Genomic DNA, 18423 nt, shown 5'->3' with positions numbered 1-18423 from the left:
GTTAAATCGGATCCCAGTTGAACACGTCCGGCGAACGCTCCAGCTTGTAGAGGCTGGGCCGCAGTGCAGGCAGCGCGGTCTTCAGGCACGATTCCACCGTCCAGCCCTCGTTGGTGTGGACGCTGCGGATCGGCCGCGGCTGGCTGAACAGCACGATCTCGTTCTTGCGCACGCCGAAGATCTGCGCGGTCACGTCGCTGGCCTCGTCGGTCATCAGCGACACCACGAAGGGGGCGATTTTCTCCGGACCCATCTGCTTGACGATGCGCAGCCGCTCCTCGTTGGCGTCGGTCTGCGGGATCGTCGCCACCATGCGCGTATAGGCGAACGGCGCGATGCAGTTCGAGCGCACCCCGAAACGCTCCATGTCGATGGCGATGCACTTCGAGAGGCCGGCGACCCCCAGTTTGGCCGCACCGTAATTCACCTGGGCGATGTTGCCGATCAGGCCGCTGGTCGAGGTCATGTGCACGAAGCACCCGCTGCCCTGTTCCTTGAAATGGGGCGCGGCGGCGCGTGAGACGTTGAATGTGCCGGTCAGATTGACCTGCTCGACCAATTGCCAGTCCTTCAGCTCCATCTTGTGGAAGATGGTGTCGCGCAGGATGCCAGCATTGTTCACCACCACGTCGATCCGGCCCCAGGCGTCGAGCGCCTGCTGGACAAGCGCATTGGCGTCGTCCCAATTGGCCACGCTGCCGAAATTGGCCAGCGCCGTACCGCCCGAGGCGTTGATCTCATCGGCGACAATCTGCGCCGCCCGCGCATCGGCGCCTTCTCCGGCGGCGCTGCCGCCCAGATCGTTCACGACGACTTTCGCGCCGTGGCTGGCAGCAAGCCTGGCGATGTTCGAGCCGATGGCGCCGCCGGCGCCGGTAACGATGACCACGCGTCCATCAAGCAGCTTTGCCATGTGTTCCTCCCCAGGTTGGCGCCGATAGGCAGCAGATAATACGCACATGTACTAAATTGTCCACGGCGAGGCGGCTGGCGCAGAGGCCGCGTTTGCTGCAGGTCGCATATCCTCCTATTCTCGCCCCAGCTTAAGGGGGCTCCAAGGGCATGATCGATTCCGGTGGACCGCTGCTGGTGGCGTACAAGGCGCCGATACATAGGCTGCATGGCGGCGATCTCCGGATATGGCATCTGCTTGGCGGCGGGCAGGCCGACGTGTTGTGCTTTGGCCGGCCGACCGTGGAGCCGGTGCGCGGTCTGATATCGGACCCCCTGCCGTGGCGATCCGTTACTGTCGAGCGCTTGGGGCCGGCGGGGTGGGCAGCGGCGACCAGCCGGGCGGTCGAGCGCCTGAAGCCGTCTCACCTGATCGTTTTCATACATGGGCGGCTGGACCACGTGGCGTGGCTGCGGGACATCTCCCACCCCTTCAATGCTCATTATGTCGACTGTCGTTCGCTTGCCTATCGTCGCCTGGCCGCATCCTTGTCTCCCCTGCGGCACCCGGTGAAAAAGGGTGCTGCTTTCATCCGTCATCGCCAGTGGCTGGCCGCGGAAACCCGGCTTGCCGCAGTCGCCGCGCGGTGCATCCTGACCGGCGCGGCCGACCGCGACTCATTCGCGGGTGGCGGCGCCGATGCCGTGGCAATCGGTAATGGCACGGACTGGACGGAGGCGCCGCCGGCATACCGGTCCCGCGACCGGGGACGGGTGCTTGGGTTCCACGGCAACATCCATTGGCACCCCAACCTCACCGCCATCGAACTGGTATGCCGCGAGGTCCTGCCGCTGGTGCGGCAGGTGGTCCCCGACGCCGAATTCCACATCGCCGGCGGCCCGCTGACGCCATCCACACGCAGACTGTCCGAACTGCCCGGTGTCCGGTTTCTGGGCTATGTCGAGGATCTGCACGATTTCATGTCGCGCTGCGATGTCTATGTCGCACCGATGACGACGGGCTCGGGCGTGAAGAACAAGCTGCTCGAAGCCATGGCGGCCGGCATGCCCGTGGTCAGCAACCCGCTCGGCGCCGAAGCGCTCGATGAGGCAGGCCGGTCGCTGATCGGCATCGGCGACGACGCGCCTGCCATGGCCCGGCTGATCGTCGATTTGCTTGCCTCGCCCACGAAGCGCGCAGAGGCCAGCGCAGCCATCGGCAATCATGCACGCAGGCTGTACGGATGGGGACCGGTCGCGCAGCAATTCCGCGATGCGCTGGTGCCGCTTTAGCCCCGCCTGACCGTGTATCCGGCCTTGTCCCGGTCCCAGGTGTCGGCGGTCACGCCGTCCGCTCGCAGCTTGTACTTCTCGATGCGCTCAGAGGTATTCTTGGGCAGGGCGGCGGCGAACCGCACGTAGCGCGGCACCGCGAACCAGGGCAGGCGCTCCTGCAATCCGTCGAGGATCGTATCGGGCCGCAGCGATGCCCCGGACTTGGGGACGATCACCGCCATCACGTCTTCCTCGGACAGCTCCGACGGTACGCCGAACACGGCCGATTCCTGTACGCCGTCGATCCGGTCGATGACCTTCTCCACTTCCCACGACGAGATATTCTCGCCGCGCCGGCGGATCGCATCCTTCATCCGGTCGACATAGTAGAAATAGCCGTCCTCGTCGGTGCGGCCCCGGTCGCCGGTGTGAAACCACAGATTGCGGAAGGCCTTCACCGTTGCCTCGGGCATCCGGTAATATTCCTGGAACATGGCATCCGGCTCGCGCGGTCTGGCGACGATCTCACCGGCTACGCCGGGCGGGCAGGGGCGGCCGTCTTCGTCCTGGATCTGCACCTCGTAAAGCGGCACGGGCTTGCCGCACGATCCCAGCCGGAAGCCTTCCACATCGTTCAGGGTCACGGTACCCAGTTCGGTCGAGCCGTAGACCTCGATCAGCCGCAGGCCGAAGCGCGCCTCGAACTCCCGGCAGATGGTCGCGGGTGCCGGCGCGCCATAGGCCCGGCGCACCAGATTGTCGGTATCGTCCGGGCGCTGTGGCTGCTTGTGCAGCATCATCAGCAATGCGCCCATATAATTGAATGCCGTCACGCCCTCGCGCCGGCAGATGTCCCAGAAGCCCGACGCAGAAAACCGCGCATGCAGCACCGCCTCGGCGTCCGCCAGCATGGCAGCCAGCACGGTCAGATAGCGGGCATTGGCGTGGAACAGCGGGAAGGCGCTGAACAGCACGTCGTCCGGCCCGTACGCCATGGCCCGCACGCAGATCTTCGCCATCTCGAAATGGGAATGGTGACTCAGCACCGCGCCCTTTGACGGTCCCGTCGTGCCCGAGGTGAACAGGATCACCGTTGGATCGTTCGGACCCTGGCTTCTGGCCGGTCGCACCTCGCGGCCCGATGCGAGCAGATCGTCCAGGCGGTGCCCGGCGAGCCCCGGAATCGATGGCGCGCCAGCGCCGGTCAGCACCACATGGGCCAGCAGCGGCAGCTGTTCGCCGGCCACCGCCTCGATCCGCTCGAGCCATTCGGGCGCGGTCACCACGGCGCGGCATTCGGCCAGCCGGAGCTGGTGCGCCAGCAGGTCGCCTTTCAGGCCGGTGTTGAGCGGCACCTCGATCAGCGCGGCCCGTGTCAGCGCCATCCAGCAGCGCAGGTAATCCGGTCCGTTGGCCAGCATCACCGCCACCTTCTCGCCGGGCTGAAGGCCAAGCGCCAGCAGCGCATCGGCCAGCCGGGTCGCGTCCCGGTCGAGTTCGCCATAGGTCAGCGCGCTCTCATCCTGGAAGCGGATCAGCCGCCGGTCGGGGCTTTGACCTGCCCGCGCCGACAGGATGGCGTCGATGGTGGAAGGGCCGTCATACATGGCGTTACTTCGGCAAATCGGCCTTGTCGCGCAGGCCGGCGAACTGGCCGTTCTCCAGTACGTAATACTTGCTGCCGGGCGGTGCGAACGCGCCCTCGGCGGCGATGCCCGGCAAGTTGGCCAGCCGGGTGCGCGAGGCGTCGGGCATTTCCAGCAATTCGATGATGTTACCGAACGGGTCGCGGCAATAATGGATCTTGGCGCCGCCGGGCCGCGCGTTGGTTAGCGGCTTGATCACCGAGCCGCCCGCCGCCAGGAACCGCGCCAGCACCGTATCGAAGTCGGTGACCTGGAACGCCAGATGGGTATAGCCGTGATCGCTCGCCCGCCGGTCGCTGGCGAAACCGTTCGACGCAGGCGTGCGGTACTTCCAGATTTCCAGGTAGGTGTTGGCGCCGCGCAGCATGTAGCTGTCGGCCGAGGACTCGTCCATGCCCACATAGGCATTCACATCGGCGTTGCCTTCGTCCCAATTGTCGACGCCGATCACCTCGAAGCCGAAGACGTCCTCATAGAATTTTCGTCCGGCTTCCAGGTCGGGCACATTGACGCCCACGTGATGAATGCCGCAAATCAGTGAAGTCATGGTCTTTCCCCGTTATCGCGCTCGCTGCCGACGCTAGCATTGGTACGCGAAAGGGGCGCGCGAAAAGTTTGGCTCTCTTGCGGCGGCCCGCCCGTCAAACGGTGCCGATACCCAATGGCGATTGCCGGGCGATGAGCCGCCGCATGGTTGTCTTGTCGGCCAGCAGGTCCGCAATCGTGTAGCCGTCGAAGACCTTCAGCATGGCGGCCACGCCTTGCGCCAGCACCCCGCTGAGACCGCAGGCGGGCGACAGCACGCAGCCCGAGCAGTCAGCGAGACTGAAGCCATCCTCGGTGTGCCGGACCACGTCGCCCACGGTGATCTGCTCGGCCGGCCGCGCGAGGCGCATGCCGCCCGAACGTCCACGGACCGTCTCGACGAAGCCGTCGTGCGCCAGCTTGTTCACCACCTTCATCAGGTGATTGTGCGAGGCGTCATAGGCGCGCGAAACCTCGCTGATCGAACACAGCCGATCTTCGTGCAGGGCGAGGTGGATCAGCACGCGCAGTGCATAATCGGTGTAGAGGGTCAGGCGCATCCATCTTCCTTCTTTCTCCATTATACATATATTTTGGTTGCATGTTATATCGCTTCATATAATGTATCTGTAATACATCTTTTGAGTCTGCATCATGACATCGCAAAGTCCCCTCACGACACGGCAATTGGGCGAACTGGTTGACCGGTTCTATGCCCGGGTTCGCGCTGACGAACTGATCGGCCCGGTGTTCAACAATGCGGTTGGCAACTGGCCGGACCATCTGGAGAAGCTGACGCGGTTCTGGTCGTCGGTGATGCTGCGGAGCGGCACCTACAGCGGCAATCCGGCGGCGGAGCACATCAAGCACGCCGGCACGATCACCCCGGAAATGTTCGACCGCTGGCTTGCATTGTGGACGCAGACCACGACCGAATTGCTGCCGCCGGCACACGCCTTGGAACTGCAGCGCATGGCATCACGGATCGCGGAAAGCCTGAAAAGCGCCATCAAGTTCCATCTCGGGCAACCCATCGTGGCCGAGCCCGGCAGCCGCGCCCGGCCCGGCGGCGCAAGCAAGCCCTATCGTTCGACAGCCATATTCGACCAGGACACGCTGCCCCAGGCGCTCCGGCGCGAGCACAGCACCAAGGCCGGCACCTGGGGCGTTATCCGGGTGCTGTCCGGCAAAGCCCGCCTGCATCTCGCGGCGGGCGGCGAACGTACCTTGTCGCAGAACGAGCCCGGCATCGTCGAGCCCGAACAGGTGCATTGGGTCGAGCCCCTCGGTCCCATGCGCCTGCAGGTGGATTTCCACGCCAGCCCGCCGGTTCTCTGACCAACCCGCATTTCATCGACCAGGATCCCTGATCCCCTAATACGGAGCATGACACCGTGACCGACTCTCTGAGCCCCCATACCATCGATATCGTCAAAGCGACCACGCCTGCGATTGAAGCCCACGGCCTCGATATCGTCCGCCGCATGTATGAGCGGATGTTCCAGAACGAGGCGATCCGCGACATGTTCAACCAGTCACATCATGGTGGCGAGGGCGCCCAGCCCAGGGCCTTGGCCACGGCCATCCTGGCCTATGCGCGCAACATCGACCAGCTGGCTGCGCTCGCGCCGGCCGTCGAGCGCATTGCACAAAAGCACGTCGGGTTGCAGATCCTGCCCGAGCACTACCCCTATGTCGGTGAAGCGCTTCTTGGCGCCATCAAGGACGTGCTGGGCGAGGCCGCCACGGATGAAATTCTGGCCGCCTGGGGCGAGGCATACTGGTTCCTTGCAAACATCCTGATCGGCCGCGAGAAGCAGATCTATCACGATATCGAGACCGCACCCGGCGGCTGGCATGGATGGCGTGAGTTCCGCATCGCCGACCGGCGCACGGAAAGCGGGATCATCACATCCTTCGTGCTGGCGCCGGTGGATGGCAAGCCGGTCATGCCGCACCTGCCCGGCCAGTACCTGACCTTCTGGCTCGACATCCCCGGGCAGGCGCCGGTCAAGCGCAACTACTCGATTTCCAGCGCCCCCAGCACGCGCGATTACCGGATCTCGGTCAAGCGCGAGCCGCAGGGGCTGGCATCGGGCTGGCTGCACGACCATGCGGTGGTGGGGACTATCCTCAAGGTGGCGCCGCCTGCCGGTGAATTCTTCCTGCCGGCCAATCCGGAGCGGCCGGTGGTGCTGCTCAGCGGCGGTGTGGGCCTCACGCCCATGGTCAGCATGCTGGAGGCGGCGGTCATCGCCCATCCGTCGCTGGACGTTCATTATGTCCACGGCACGCTGGATGGCTCGACCCATGCCATGAAGCAGGAGGTCCGCTCGCTCGCCGTGGGGGGGCACCGGCGGTCGAGCGTCTTTTACCTGGAGCCTGCCGCCGACGACCGGCAGGGCGAGGACTACGACCATGCCGGGCTGATCACCTCCGATTGGCTGAAGGAGAACACGCAGATCGGGGAGGCCGATTATTATCTGTGCGGCCCCAAACCCTTCCTGCGGACCTTCGTATCGGCACTGTCGCAGGCAGGTGTTCCGGCCGACCGCATCCACTATGAATTCTTCGGCCCCGCCGACGAACTTCTGGCGGCCTGACACCAACGGCCCGCGCGATTGCGCTGCAACCGCGCGGGCCCTTTTTTAGTATCCGGCGTTCCGGTCGATCGGGTTGAGCAGCACCTGCCCATTCTGGAATCGCCGGATGTTCTCCACGATCAGCCCGCCGATCGCATCGAACGGGTTACCGCCCTTGCCCCACGACATGTGCGGCGTCAGCCGTACCTTGGGGTGGCTGTAGAACGGATGGCCGTTGGGCAGCGGCTCGGGATCGGTCACGTCCAGTGTCGCCATGCGCAAATGGCCATTGTTCAGGGCCTCCAGCAGCGCGTCCTGGTCGACCATCTGGCCACGGGCGATGTTCACGAAATGCGCGTCTTTCTTCATTCTGGCGAAGGCCGCGCGGTGCATCATCCCGCGCGTCTCGGGCGTCAGCGGCGCGGCCAGCACCAGATGGTCCGACTGGGCCAGGACGTCATCGAGCGTCGCAAACTGCGCGGCTGAACCTGCTGGCAGCGTGCCGCTGCGGCTGGTTGCCAGTACATTGGCGCCGAACGGTGCGGCGCGCCGGGCAATCGCCTGGCCGATCGTGCCGAAGCCGATGATGCCCACCGTCTTGCCCTCGATCGTGCCGAGCGGATTGTTCTGCATCTGATGCCAATCGTCACCCTGGTCGATCCACACCTCGGGGAAGCGCTTCTCCAGCGCCAGGATGCTGGCGACGGCGAACTCGGCGATGGCGTTGGACTGGGTGCCGCGGCCGCAGGTGGCGCTCTCCACCTCCCACACCCATTTGGGATAGTCGTCCACGCCGGTCGACACGGCCTGCACCCAGCGCAGGCCGAACGGCCAGCCCGCAGGCTTTTCCGGCGGATAGTAGACGCCGCCATGGGGCGGCAGCAGGATCATGGCCGTCGCCTCGCCCGGCACCTGCCAGTGATCGGGTTTTTGCGGCGTACCGGCGAGAGCGACGCCCTCGGGCAGCTTGGGTTCCAGCTGCCGGACGATCCCGTCAGGCAGGTGATGGGCGATGATAAGGGTCATGATGGGCTCCCGGGATTCGAATTGGCCACACTCTAGTGCGCTTTCAGCCAAGGCGGAATCGCCTTGGCGCCCGCAAGCCGCGGCAAAAATCCTGGTGTGTTCAGCATTGGCTGAACCGGGTGGAAAATTCACGCGTGCTTGCGCCAGAGCGTTCTATTATGGTCCCGCGCGGTAACATCGTGGGGAGGATAAGCATGGACCTGGCATTCGCGGACACGGACGAGGCGTTCCGGCTGGAAGCGCGCGACTTCTTCGAGCAACGCTATCCGAAGGATATCTTGGACAAGGTCCGCCGGGGCCAGTCGCTGGGCAAGGACGATCTGGTCCGCTCCGAAAAGGCCTATTACGCCGAAGGCTGGAGCGCCGCCAACTGGCCGCAGGAATATGGCGGCACCGGCTGGACCGTCACCCAGAAATACATCTTCGACGAAGAGCGCGAGCGGGCCGGCGCGCCGTCGGTCGTGCCCATGGGCCTGCTCTACGTGGCGCCGGTGATCTACTCTTTTGGCAGCCCGGAGCAGAAGCAGCGCTTCCTGCCGGGGATTCTCTCCAGCGACGTGTTCTGGGCGCAGGGCTATTCCGAACCGGGCGCCGGCTCGGATCTGGCCTCGCTACAGACCAGCGCGGTGCGCGACGGCGACGATTATGTGGTGAACGGTGTCAAGATCTGGACCTCGCAGGCCCACTACGCCGACTGGATCTTCTGCCTGGTGCGCACCTCGACCGAGGGAAAGCCGCAGCAGGGCATCACTTTCCTGTGCATGGACATGAATACGCCGGGCATCACCGTGCGGCCGATCATCGGCATCGACGGCGGCCATTACCTCAACCAGGTGTTCTTCGAGGATGTCCGCGTGCCGGTGGAAAACCGTATCGGCGAGGAGAACAAGGGCTGGGACTATGCCAAGTACCTGCTGACCCACGAGCGCACCTCCTATGCTCATGTGGCCCGCAAGAAGATGGACATGGCGCGCCTCAAGCAACTCACCCGCACCGTCACGGCAGATGGCGGAACGCTGGCCGACGACCCGGAGTTCACCCGGAAGCTGGCCGAGGCCGACGTGGCGCTCGCCGCGCTGGAGATGACCGTGCTGCGGGCCATCGCGGCGCTATCGTCGGGCGAGGCGCCGGGCAATGAATCCTCGATCCTGAAGATCATGGCCACCGAGCGGGCACAGCAGGTGACCGAGCTTTTCCTGGAACTCGGCGGCCTCTACAGCGCCCAGTTCGTCACCGACCGCAGCCGTCCGGACTGGAATTCCAATTCCGGCATCCCGGACTGGATCTCGCCATCCGTCGCCAATTACCTGTTCACCCGCGCCCAGACCATCTATGGCGGCGCCACCGAAGTGCAGAAGAACGTCATCGCCAAGCAGGTGCTGCGACTGCCGTGACCTTTGCCGCCGGCGCTGCTATTGAAGGCGCCCACTCAGAAGCGCGTCACCGGCAATGCAATCGATCGGCCTCGATTTCGGCACCACCAATTCCGTCGCCTGCGTGCTGCGCGAGGATGGCGGCATCCACACCGTGTCGTTCGACCGGCCCGAGGGCGAGGAACGGATTTTCCCGTCCCTGCTGACCTTCTGGCAGGAAGAGAGCGGACGGGGCAGGGCGCAAACTCTCGTCGAGGGCGGCCAATGGGCCATCGATGCCTTCACCCAGAACGAACCGGACTGCCGCTTCCTGAAGTCGATCAAGACCTTCGCCGGCAATCCGCATTTTTCAAATACCCAGGTCTACGGCGCACAATATGGCTTCGAAGACCTGATGCGCGCCTTCCTGTCGTCCATGCGCGCCCATGGCGATGCGGCTGGTTCATGGGACACAAAACGCATCGTCATCGGGCGGCCGATCCGCTTCGCCGGGCTGAATGCCAGCGACGATCTGGCGATCAAGCGGTATGGCGCCGCCCTCAAGGCGCTGGGCTTTTCCGAGATGCGCACCGTCTTCGAGCCGCTGGCGGCCGCCTATTATTTCGTCCGCGACCTCACCGAGACAGCCAACGTCTTCGTCGCCGATCTGGGCGGCGGCACCAGCGATTTCTCGATCATCCGGCTGGCGCCCCGCGGCAACGGGATGGCCATGGAGCCGCTGGCATCCTGCGGCCTCGATATCGCGGGCGACCGGTTCGACTACCGGATCATCGACAGGATCGTCTCGCCCGCGCTGGGCAAGGGGTCGGACTATGACAGCCTGGGAAAAACCCTGCCGTTTCCCATCAGCTATTACACAAGGCTCGCGCGCTGGAACGAGATCTACAGTCTGCGCGCCAACAAGACATACCGGGAGATCGTCGACCTGAAGCGCTACAGCCATGCGCCGGACCGGATCGACAAACTCATCCGGTTCATCGATTCGGAAGCCGCCGTCGATCTCCATGACGCCATCGCGAAGACCAAGCGCGACCTGTCCTCGCAGGAGGAAGCCATGTTTCAGCTGCGCTTCGATGGCACCCGTGTCGAATCCAGTGTCACGCGGCGCGCGTTCGAGTCCTGGATCGACCGGGACATGACGAAGCTCGACGCCCTGATCGACCAGACGCTGCAGCAGGCCAACCTGGACGCGGCGGCCGTCGACATCGTGTTTCTCACCGGTGGCACCTCGTTCGTGCCGGCCGTCCGTGCACTGTTCGAGCATCGCTTTGGCGGCGCCGCGATCCAGAGCAGCGACCAGCTGGTCTCCATCGCCAAGGGCCTGGCGCTGATCGGGCAGGATGACGACGGCGCCGCGCTGATGACCGACCGGATTGTCGATCTCGAAACCTAACCCCAGGCAGGATCACGCCGCATGATCAGGGTCGAAAAGGCAAAAAGGCATCATCTTGCCGACATCGTGGCGATGCTCGCCAACGATCCGATCGGCAGCACGCGGGAGGATGCGTCCGAGCCTCTGAATCCCGCCTATATCGCGGCTTTCAACGCGATCAGCGCCGACCAGAACCAGTTCCTTGCCGTCGCCTTGCTCGACCAGTCGGTTGTCGGCACACTGCACCTGTCCTTCATTCCCGGCTTGGCCCTGACGGGCGCCTGGCGCGGCCAGATCGAGTCGGTCCGCATCCGCCAGGACCACCGCGATGCCGGTCTGGGCGGGACGATGATCGAATGGGCAATCGGCCGCTGCCGGGAAAAGGGCTGCCGGATCGTTCAGCTCACGACCGACAAGTCCCGGCGCGATGCCCACAGGTTCTACGAGCGGCTCGGATTCGAGGCCACGCATGAGGGCTACAAGCTCAAGTTGTAAAGCGCGTCGCGGCACTGCTCCAACCCACAGCCGTCATCCCGGCGAAGGGCGGCATGACGACTATGGGTTTCAACCCTCGAACACGAACTCCACCAGCGAACAATCGTCGTCGAACGCCAGCTTGCCCTGTATCTCCTGCACCGTTTCGATGATGCAATCGACCCTCTGTTGGCAACTGTCGTGGGTCAGGCTGGTGAGGATGGCGATGAACTCCTCGAAGGGAAGCATGCCGGCATTGTCCTTCTTCTCCACTTCGAACACGCCGTCGCTGTAGAGGTAGAGCTTCGAGCCCGGCGGCACCGTGGTCGAGAAATTGTCGTAGTCCAGGCCCTCGAACGTGCCGATCGGCAGACCGACGCCCTGCAGCTGCTTGGGCGGCTCGCCCGGGGCCAGCAGGATGGGGGGCGGGTGACCGGCGGCGGCATAGCTCAGGGTCCGGGTCGAGACCTCGTACACGCCGTACCAGATGGTGAAATACAGGTTGTTTTGGCGCTCCATGGGAAAGGCATCGTTCAGCGCCTCCAGCACCCGATCGGGCGCCAGGAAGTCGATGCCGGGCAGCGCCTGGGCACTCAGCGCGTTCAGCGCCGATACGCTCAGCAGCGCCGAGCCGACGCCGTGGCCGCAGACGTCGAGCACATAGAGCGCGAAATGGTCGTTGTCCAGCCAGTGATACGAGAACGCGTCGCCGCCCAGCGAGCTCGACGGCACGAAGGTCCAGCCGGTCGCCATCGGCGTGGTGATCGGCGGCGGCAGGATCGAGCGCACATAGGCCGCCGCCTCCTGCAGTTCCGCGTGCAGGCGCGAATAGGCCGCGTTCCGCTCCAGCAGCGCCAGATAGCCGCGGGCGTGATAGCGGATGCGCGCGACCAGTTCGACGGCGGCCGGCAGCTTCACCAGGTAATCGTTGGCGCCTCGGGTGAACGCCTCGGCCTTCATCGCTGCGTCGTCATTGGCCGACAGCACCACCAGCGGAATGTCCAGCAACTCGGGGTCGGCGCGCAGGGCGGTGACGATGTCCAGCCCGTCCGCATCCGGCATCACCAGGTCCTGCAGGATTACATGCGGCTTGAATTCCCGCGCCGTCTCAAGCGCCCTGGCGCCTTCGCCGCACCATTTCAGCTCCATGTCGCCTTCGGGTCGCAGCATGGAGGCGACGGCCGCGTTGACCAGTCGCTGGTCGTCGACGAGAAGCACCCGGATCGGGTCGCTCATGGGCTCAGTTCCTTTATGACGGCCACGGCACGCGGACCGATGGCGGGAAGGGCAAGGACGTCGGCGGCCGCGCCGTTCTCGGCGGCGGCCTTGGGCATGCCCCATACCACCGACGTCTGGCGATCCTGGGCGATGGTGTGGAAGCCAGCCTTGCGCATGGCCAGCAGGCCCTCGGCGCCGTCGCGGCCCATGCCGGTCAGCAGCACGCCGCAGCCGCGCAAACCGCGCCGCCGCGCCGCGCTGCGGAAGAACGCATCGACCGATGGCTTGTACGAAGAATCGCGCGGCTCGGGCGTGTAGCTCAGCCGGCCGCCTGGGCCGATCACCAGATGTTCCGGCCCGGCGGCGATGACGATCTGCCCGGCGCTCAGCCGGTCGCCCTCCACGGCGGGTCGAACCGCCCGATTGCAGCGCCTTGTCAGCCACTCGGCAAGTCCCGCCGCGAAATGTTCGTCCACATGCTGGACGATGACCACCGAGGCGGCGAAGACGGCCGGGAAGGCCTGCAATATCTCCGACACCGCGTGCGGCCCGCCGGTCGAGGCGCCGATTGCGATCAGCGGCGGCTCTCCGGGCAACGCGGCCTGCGCCACGCCTTGTGAGACGGCGCTGGGGGCGGGCTTGCGCAGCAGCTTGCCGACGATGGCGATCTTGTCCTGCAGCGGCCGCGCGCCGTCGATGGCGCCGGACAGGCCCAGGACCGGCGTCTGGATGGCATCGAGCGCGCCATGCGACATGGCGTCATAGACCATGTCCAGGTGGCCGGTCACCGTGGAGGTGACGACCAGAATGGCGCAGGGCGATTCCTTCATGATCCGTCGGGTTGCCTCGACACCGTCCATGACCGGCATGATCAGGTCCATCAGGATCAGGTCGACCGGATCCGCGGCCGCCTTCTGTACCGCGTCGGCGCCATTGGCCGCGGTCCACGCGGCAGTACAGCCGGGCGTCGCCGTGACCACCCGGCGCAGCGCGGCGGTCGCCATCATGACATCGTTGACGATCCCGATCCTCATTCGGCCCACGGCCCGCCGATCAATTCCTCGACGGCCTTGAGCAGGCTGTCGTCGCGGAAGCTCGCCTTGGTGATGTAACGGTCGGCGCCGGCCTCGAAACCAGCGCGGCGATCCTCCTCGCGCTCCTTGTAGGATACGATCATGACGGGCAGGTCACGCAGTCTCGCGTCGTCGCGCACGGCCCGTGTCAGGTCGATCCCGGTCATGCGGGGCATGTCCACGTCGGTCAGCAGCAGGTCGTAATTGCCCAGCCGGAGCGTGTTCCAGCCGGCAACACCGTCCACCGCCACATCGACCAGATAGCCGGCCCGCTCCAGCAGCTTGCGTTCGGTCTCGCGCACGGTGAGGGAATCATCCACCACCAGGATGTGCCGCGCGCGCCGCGTCGCGTCGGCCAGGCTGCGGCGGCTGCCGCGCAGCCTGCCCTGGGCCAGCAGGCTGTCCACCGAGCGCACCAGGTCCTCGAGGTCGAGGATCAGCACCGCCGTGCCGTTGTCGAGCAACGATGAGGCCAGCACGTCCGGCACCTTGCCCAGTCGCGGGTCGAGCGGGCGCACGACCAGTTCCTGTTCGCCGACCACGCCCTCTACCTCCAGCCCGAAGCGCTGTCCCTGTTCGCGGATCATCACCAGCGTCATCGTGTCGAGGCGCGTATCGGCGGCGTCCAGCTCCAGCACCTCCGCCAGCGACACCACGCCCACATCGGCGCCTTCCACGTCGATCACCCGCCGGCCTTCGATCATGCGCACGCCGGCGGCATCCACCTCCCGGATCTCGTCGATCCGGGCCAGCGGCAGCGCCCAGGGAGCGCCGCCGATCGTGACCAGCAGGGCGCGCACCACCGAGCGCGCCACCGGCATCTGCAACTCGAACGTGGTGCCCTGACCCAGTACCGAGGTGACGTGGACCATGCCGCCCGCTCGCTGGACGGTGGACTGGACCACGTCCAGTCCGACCCCGCGTCCCGAGACATCGGTAACCTGCGCCGCGGTACTGAAGCCGGGCAGGAAGAGGAATTCCAGCGTTTCCGCGTCGCTCAGCGTGCGTGAGGTTTCGGCATCCACCAGCCCTTTCTCGACGATCTTGACCCGCAGCCGTTCGACATCGATTCCCCTGCCGTCATCCCTGACGGTCACGACCAGCGCGCCGCCGCGGTGCCTGGCTTCCAGGAAGATGGTGCCTTCTTCCGACTTGCCTGCAGCGCGGCGGATGTCGGGCATCTCGAGGCCGTGGTCGACGGCGTTGCGCAGCAAATGGCCCAGCGGCGCATCCAGTGCGCCCGCGATATCGCGGTCCATCTCGGTATTGCGGCCGACGATCTCCAGAGTCGCCTTCTTGTCGAGTTGCCGCGCCACGTCCCGCACCAGCCTGGGGAAGCCGCCCACCACGTCGGAAAAGGGCCGCATGCGGCTGCGGAGCACTTCGCCATAAAGCAGGTCGGCATTGACCAGCGACCGGCCAGTCTGGGTCTCGAATTCATCGATGCGCTCGGCAAAGTCGTCGCGCAGTGCCGCCAGTTCCTGGCGCACCAGATCGCTGGCCGAAGTCCGGTTGATTCCCGTGCCGGAATCGCTGCCCAGCGCCCGCTCCAGCCCAGCAAGGCGGCGGCGCACCTGTTGCAGTGAGTCCACGGTGCTCTGGAGCCGCTTGGCGTCGATCAGCACCTGTGCCGACACACCCATGAACTTGGCGAGCGTCTCGGTGCTCACCTTCACCGACTGCATGGCCCGTGCTTCGGCGTTGCTGGCGTCGGCCACCGGCCTGGTATCGGTCTGGAGCGGTACCGCCGGCTGGATTGGCGCCGGCTCGGCCGTTGCCGTCGGTTGCGGCGTTTCCGGCTGCGCGGAAGCAGGCGCCGGTTGCCCGCCCTTGCCGAGCATCTCCAACTCGCCGATCAAGGCAGCGATGGCGTCTCCTTCGGTGATCAGCCAGGCGGGTAGGGCTGCCAGGTCGATCTTGCCCAGATGCGCGATATAATCACCGGCCGCCAGCAACCGGTCGATATGGTCGCCATCCAGTACCAGGCGATTCTGGCGCGCGCCTTCGAAGGCGTCTTCCATGGCATGGGCGAGCCGGACGCCATGATCGATGCCGACGATGCGCGCGGCGCCTTTCAGTGAGTGGGCCGCCCGCATGCAGGACGTGAGGTGCTGGGCCGTGTCGCCGCCGGCGTCGAGCGCCACAACCGAATCCTGCAGGACGGCGATCTGCTCCTCTACCTCGGCCCGGAACATCTCGAGCAATTCCACATCGACCTGTATAGCGGGAGCGGATGCCGGCTCCTCTACCGGCTGCGGCGGCGGTTGCGGCCGCGGCTGTGGGACTGGCTCGGGCGCGGCATCGCCGGTGCCGCCGATGGCCTCAAGTTCGCCGACCAGTGCGGCAATGGCATCGCCTTCGGCATCCAGCCAGGCGGGCAGGGCAGCAATGTCGATCTTGCCCAGATGGGCAAGGTAGTCGCCCGCCGCCAGCAGCCGGTCGATATGATCCGCGTTCAGCACCAGATGGCCCTTGCGGGCGCCCTCGAATGCATCTTCCATGGCATGGGCGATTTGAACCCCTGGATCGATTCCGACGATCCGGGCCGCGCCCTTCAGCGAATGGGCCGCACGCATGCAGGTGCCCAGGTGCTGCGCCGCATCGCCGCCCGCGTCCAGGGCGACGATGGCGTCCTGCAGGACGGCGATCTGCTCCTCCACTTCGGCGCGGAACATGTCGAGCAATTCTGTGTCGACCTCGATGCTCATGCCAGGCTGGCCTTGAACCGGCGCAGCAGCGGATCGGGCGCCAGCAGCGAGACGCGCAGGTCGTCCAAGGCGAAGCCGCCCGAGCTGGCCGGATCGGGCGAGCGCTCCAGCGTGGCGGGAAGCGGCTGGATGCTTTTCCGGTCGACCCGCACCACCCCCATGATCTCATCCACCGGCGCCACCCAGCGTTCACCGCCCAGCTTCAGCATCAGCCAGCGCCGGATGCCCGTGGCGGGCGCAGCGTCGCCCTCGACCCCCAGCACCGCATGCATCGACATGCAGACCTCGATTTGTCCCTCGATGGAGGTCAGGCCCAGGAATCCGGGATTGCTCCGGTGCGGCACCCGCCGGATCGGGGCGACCGGATGGATCTGCTCGATTACCCGCACCGGCAGTCCATGCCATTCGGACCCCAGCCGGAACGTCATGATCGGCACGCCATCGTCACGGAGCGCACCGCTTGACATGTTGGTGTTCAGGCCGGTGACTTCGTCGATGTAGTCCTCTTCCGGCGCCCGGTTGAGAAACTCGCGGGCGGCGTCGACGAAGGTCAGGCAATTGCGGCAATGGATGTGCAGTTTCAGCTCCGGGCAGGAGCGGTCGCCCTCGATCCCGATATCCCGCCAGCAGGGCACGCTCATGATCGGCCGCCCAGCAGGTGGTCGAGGCTGACCCGGCTGGCCTCGTCCGTGGCGTCGAGAAACAGCGCCTTGCGCAAGTGCCGGACCGCGCCGGTCTTGTCGCCGCGGGCGGCAAGGATCAGGCCGGCAAGGGCATGACCCTGCGCGCACATGGGATTGGTCCCGAGCAGGCGCTGCAATGGGATCATGGCCTCGGCAAGCGCGCCGCTGTCGGCCAGTTTTTTTGCCTCATCGAGCAGGGACGCGAGATCGGGTTCCGGTCTCGGTTCATCCGGCCTTGGCGCCGGCCTCCTTGCCGGTGCGGCGGCGGGCTTTGCGGCAGCGCGCGGCGGCACGCAGGGGACCGGGGCCGCCGCGCCGTTTGGCGCCGTCACGCAGAACGCGCGGCTAGGTCCGGTCGCCCGAAATCCCATGCCCATGAGCATGGCCGCCTCGGCATGGCCGACAAACAGGGGTGCGCCGGGCGCCAGCGAGGCGCTGATCGATGCGACAATGCGCCGCCGCGCCGCCTCGTGCATGTACATCAGGGCGTTGCGGCAGAAGACGGCATCGTATGTCCTGCCTTGCGGCAGATGCAGCAGGTTCATCGGCGAAAATTTCACGCAGCCGCGGATCAGCCGGCCCATGCGCACGCCGCCGCCGGGCAGGCTCTCTGTGTAGGGCTGCAGCATACCGGCGTGGTGATTGCGCTGGCTGCGCGGGCCATAGACGCCCGTGCGCGCCGTCTGCACCATGGCGCCGCTCAGATCAATGGCCTCCACGGCGATGGTTCCGGGCGCCATGCCCGCCGCCAGCAGCGCGGCGGCGATGGACCAGGCTTCCTCGCCGCTGGCACAGGGGGCGCTCAGGATCCGCACCGGATTGGCGGCGCTGCGCCGAAGCCAGTGTTTGCGGGCCATATCCATCAGATAATCGAACGGCGTCACGTCGCGGAAGAACCAGGTTTCGTGGACCAGCGCCCGCTCGACCAGCGCGGCCTGCTCGGCCCTGTCCGTGCCCAGGCTTGCCAGCCACGGCGCGCAGTCCATGCCGCGCTGGCGCAGCCGGTGGTCGATGATCGACCCGAGCCAGCTTTCGGTCATCACCTGCGCATCCAGGCCTGCCGTGTCGTGCAGCAGCGTGCGTACGGTTCCCAGCACCTCGGCATCGCGGGAGGCAGTCATGAGGTGGTCTCGCGGAACAGCACGTCGTGGAATGAATCCCACACCAGCGCCTGCGGTTCGATCAACCGGACCACCTTGCCGTTGGCAATCAACGTGCCCAGCACGCCGGGCCGTTCGGGATGGGCGACCGAGGGCTTTTGCAGGTCGGATGGACGATATTCGATGGTGTCGGTGATGCCTTCGGCGCGCAGCGCCACGTTGCCGCGATGGGTCTTGCCCTGCCAGCGGAACACGATCAGCCGTGTTGTCAGGTGCCATTCGCAAAACTCGCCGAAGAACATCTGGCGCAGGTCGATCACCGGCACCATGCGGCCGCGCCAGTTGAACTCGCCGCAGATCTCCGGTGGCGCATAGGGGATCGGGTTGATCCGTGAATTCGGCAGGATGGCGGTCAGCCCCGCCAGATCCAGCGCGAATTGCTCGGTTCCCAATCGGAATAGCAGCGCCAGCATGTGC

At 65.8% G+C, this 18423-nt stretch carries 17 protein-coding genes; 6 read left to right on the top strand and 11 right to left on the bottom strand.

From position 1 onward, the window contains the following. Nucleotide 1: 1 nt before the first annotated feature. The gene (locus tag WJU21_RS17135; RefSeq protein WP_346324684.1) at nucleotides 2-913 is read right to left on the bottom strand and encodes an SDR family NAD(P)-dependent oxidoreductase; all 912 of its coding nucleotides are present in this window, start codon (nucleotides 911-913) and stop codon (nucleotides 2-4) included. A 149-nt stretch (nucleotides 914-1062) separates the two neighbouring features. Here WJU21_RS17135 and WJU21_RS17130 point away from each other — a divergent pair, with 149 nt between their 5' ends. After that, entirely contained in the window at nucleotides 1063-2184 is a 1122-nt protein-coding gene (locus WJU21_RS17130) for a glycosyltransferase family 4 protein (protein WP_346324683.1), read from the top strand. On the opposite strand, the gene WJU21_RS17125 is transcribed toward WJU21_RS17130, so the two are convergent. From WJU21_RS17125 to WJU21_RS17115, 3 genes are all read right to left on the bottom strand, one after another. Then, a complete protein-coding gene (locus WJU21_RS17125; RefSeq protein WP_346324682.1) occupies nucleotides 2181-3773 on the bottom strand; it encodes an AMP-binding protein in 1593 nt (530 codons plus the stop codon). The genes WJU21_RS17130 and WJU21_RS17125 overlap by 4 nt on opposite strands. A gap of 4 nt (nucleotides 3774-3777) precedes the next feature. After that, on the bottom strand, nucleotides 3778-4359 hold the full coding sequence (locus WJU21_RS17120; protein ID WP_346324681.1) for a VOC family protein: 582 nt from the start codon (nucleotides 4357-4359) through the stop codon (nucleotides 3778-3780). 94 nt (nucleotides 4360-4453) lie between these two features. Continuing rightward, nucleotides 4454-4897, bottom strand: coding sequence for an Rrf2 family transcriptional regulator (locus WJU21_RS17115; protein WP_346324680.1), 444 nt, complete (start codon nucleotides 4895-4897; stop codon nucleotides 4454-4456). A 94-nt stretch (nucleotides 4898-4991) separates the two neighbouring features. Between WJU21_RS17115 and WJU21_RS17110 the strand changes: the two genes are divergently transcribed. Both WJU21_RS17110 and hmpA read left to right on the top strand, forming a co-directional pair. Beyond that, complete coding sequence (locus WJU21_RS17110; protein WP_346324679.1) at nucleotides 4992-5675, top strand: DUF1971 domain-containing protein; 684 nt, start codon at nucleotides 4992-4994, stop codon at nucleotides 5673-5675. A gap of 56 nt (nucleotides 5676-5731) precedes the next feature. Further along, the gene (hmpA, locus tag WJU21_RS17105) at nucleotides 5732-6940 is read left to right on the top strand and encodes an NO-inducible flavohemoprotein (protein WP_346324678.1); all 1209 of its coding nucleotides are present in this window, start codon (nucleotides 5732-5734) and stop codon (nucleotides 6938-6940) included. Between the two features lie 45 nt (nucleotides 6941-6985). On the opposite strand, the gene WJU21_RS17100 is transcribed toward hmpA, so the two are convergent. After that, nucleotides 6986-7945: an NAD(P)-dependent oxidoreductase gene (locus WJU21_RS17100; protein ID WP_346324677.1), complete on the bottom strand. Its 960-nt coding sequence runs from the start codon at nucleotides 7943-7945 to the stop codon at nucleotides 6986-6988. Between the two features lie 194 nt (nucleotides 7946-8139). On the opposite strand from WJU21_RS17100, the gene WJU21_RS17095 reads away from it, so the two are divergent. From WJU21_RS17095 to WJU21_RS17085, 3 genes are read left to right on the top strand one after another with little or no spacing between them, the layout of a single operon-like run. After that, nucleotides 8140-9339, top strand: coding sequence for an acyl-CoA dehydrogenase family protein (locus WJU21_RS17095; protein WP_346324676.1), 1200 nt, complete (start codon nucleotides 8140-8142; stop codon nucleotides 9337-9339). A 55-nt stretch (nucleotides 9340-9394) separates the two neighbouring features. Further along, on the top strand, nucleotides 9395-10711 hold the full coding sequence (locus tag WJU21_RS17090; RefSeq protein ID WP_346324675.1) for an Hsp70 family protein: 1317 nt from the start codon (nucleotides 9395-9397) through the stop codon (nucleotides 10709-10711). Between the two features lie 21 nt (nucleotides 10712-10732). Beyond that, nucleotides 10733-11185, top strand: coding sequence for a GNAT family N-acetyltransferase (locus WJU21_RS17085; protein WP_346324674.1), 453 nt, complete (start codon nucleotides 10733-10735; stop codon nucleotides 11183-11185). Between the two features lie 69 nt (nucleotides 11186-11254). Here the strand turns inward: WJU21_RS17085 and WJU21_RS17080 are convergent, their stop codons facing one another. The 6 genes from WJU21_RS17080 to WJU21_RS17055 are packed head-to-tail and all read right to left on the bottom strand — an operon-like array spanning nucleotide 11255 to nucleotide 18419. Further along, the gene (locus WJU21_RS17080) at nucleotides 11255-12400 is read right to left on the bottom strand and encodes a SpoIIE family protein phosphatase (protein ID WP_346324673.1); all 1146 of its coding nucleotides are present in this window, start codon (nucleotides 12398-12400) and stop codon (nucleotides 11255-11257) included. After that, complete coding sequence (gene cheB, locus WJU21_RS17075; protein ID WP_346324672.1) at nucleotides 12397-13416, bottom strand: chemotaxis-specific protein-glutamate methyltransferase CheB; 1020 nt, start codon at nucleotides 13414-13416, stop codon at nucleotides 12397-12399. Before cheB ends, WJU21_RS17080 begins: the two co-directional genes overlap by 4 nt. Beyond that, nucleotides 13413-16163: a hybrid sensor histidine kinase/response regulator gene (locus WJU21_RS17070; RefSeq protein WP_346324671.1), complete on the bottom strand. Its 2751-nt coding sequence runs from the start codon at nucleotides 16161-16163 to the stop codon at nucleotides 13413-13415. Before WJU21_RS17070 ends, cheB begins: the two co-directional genes overlap by 4 nt. Continuing rightward, nucleotides 16160-16804 (bottom strand): chemotaxis protein CheW, encoded by a 645-nt coding sequence (locus tag WJU21_RS17065; RefSeq protein ID WP_346324670.1) that lies wholly within the window; start codon nucleotides 16802-16804, stop codon nucleotides 16160-16162. Before WJU21_RS17065 ends, WJU21_RS17070 begins: the two co-directional genes overlap by 4 nt. Then, nucleotides 16801-17967, bottom strand: coding sequence for a CheR family methyltransferase (locus WJU21_RS17060; protein ID WP_346324669.1), 1167 nt, complete (start codon nucleotides 17965-17967; stop codon nucleotides 16801-16803). Before WJU21_RS17060 ends, WJU21_RS17065 begins: the two co-directional genes overlap by 4 nt. Next, a complete protein-coding gene (locus WJU21_RS17055; protein WP_346324668.1) occupies nucleotides 17964-18419 on the bottom strand; it encodes a chemotaxis protein CheW in 456 nt (151 codons plus the stop codon). Before WJU21_RS17055 ends, WJU21_RS17060 begins: the two co-directional genes overlap by 4 nt. Between the last annotated feature and the right edge of the window lie 4 nt (nucleotides 18420-18423).

Source organism: Emcibacter sp. SYSU 3D8, from assembly GCF_039655875.1.
Lineage (GTDB): Bacteria > Pseudomonadota > Alphaproteobacteria > SMXS01 > SMXS01 > RI-34.
The sequence above is the reverse complement of the archived record's forward strand: the minus strand, read 5'-3'. Positions and strand labels throughout refer to the sequence as shown.

Bases quoted from the DNA above. Each gene is read 5' to 3' on its own strand.
- WJU21_RS17090 (WP_346324675.1), top strand. From the start codon at position 9,395: ATGCAATCGATCGGCCTCGATTTCGGCACCACCAATTCCGTCGCCTGC.
- WJU21_RS17135 (WP_346324684.1), bottom strand. From the start codon at position 913: ATGGCAAAGCTGCTTGATGGACGCGTGGTCATCGTTACCGGCGCCGGC.
- WJU21_RS17120 (WP_346324681.1), bottom strand. From the start codon at position 4,359: ATGACTTCACTGATTTGCGGCATTCATCACGTGGGCGTCAATGTGCCC.
- WJU21_RS17065 (WP_346324670.1), bottom strand. From the start codon at position 16,804: ATGAGCGTGCCCTGCTGGCGGGATATCGGGATCGAGGGCGACCGCTCC.
- WJU21_RS17130 (WP_346324683.1), top strand. From the start codon at position 1,063: ATGATCGATTCCGGTGGACCGCTGCTGGTGGCGTACAAGGCGCCGATA.
- WJU21_RS17115 (WP_346324680.1), bottom strand. From the start codon at position 4,897: ATGCGCCTGACCCTCTACACCGATTATGCACTGCGCGTGCTGATCCAC.
- cheB (WP_346324672.1), bottom strand. From the start codon at position 13,416: ATGAGGATCGGGATCGTCAACGATGTCATGATGGCGACCGCCGCGCTG.
- WJU21_RS17100 (WP_346324677.1), bottom strand. From the start codon at position 7,945: ATGACCCTTATCATCGCCCATCACCTGCCTGACGGGATCGTCCGGCAG.
- WJU21_RS17095 (WP_346324676.1), top strand. From the start codon at position 8,140: ATGGACCTGGCATTCGCGGACACGGACGAGGCGTTCCGGCTGGAAGCG.
- WJU21_RS17055 (WP_346324668.1), bottom strand. From the start codon at position 18,419: ATGCTGGCGCTGCTATTCCGATTGGGAACCGAGCAATTCGCGCTGGAT.
- WJU21_RS17110 (WP_346324679.1), top strand. From the start codon at position 4,992: ATGACATCGCAAAGTCCCCTCACGACACGGCAATTGGGCGAACTGGTT.
- WJU21_RS17080 (WP_346324673.1), bottom strand. From the start codon at position 12,400: ATGAGCGACCCGATCCGGGTGCTTCTCGTCGACGACCAGCGACTGGTC.
- WJU21_RS17125 (WP_346324682.1), bottom strand. From the start codon at position 3,773: ATGTATGACGGCCCTTCCACCATCGACGCCATCCTGTCGGCGCGGGCA.
- WJU21_RS17060 (WP_346324669.1), bottom strand. From the start codon at position 17,967: ATGACTGCCTCCCGCGATGCCGAGGTGCTGGGAACCGTACGCACGCTG.
- WJU21_RS17070 (WP_346324671.1), bottom strand. From the start codon at position 16,163: ATGAGCATCGAGGTCGACACAGAATTGCTCGACATGTTCCGCGCCGAA.
- WJU21_RS17085 (WP_346324674.1), top strand. From the start codon at position 10,733: ATGATCAGGGTCGAAAAGGCAAAAAGGCATCATCTTGCCGACATCGTG.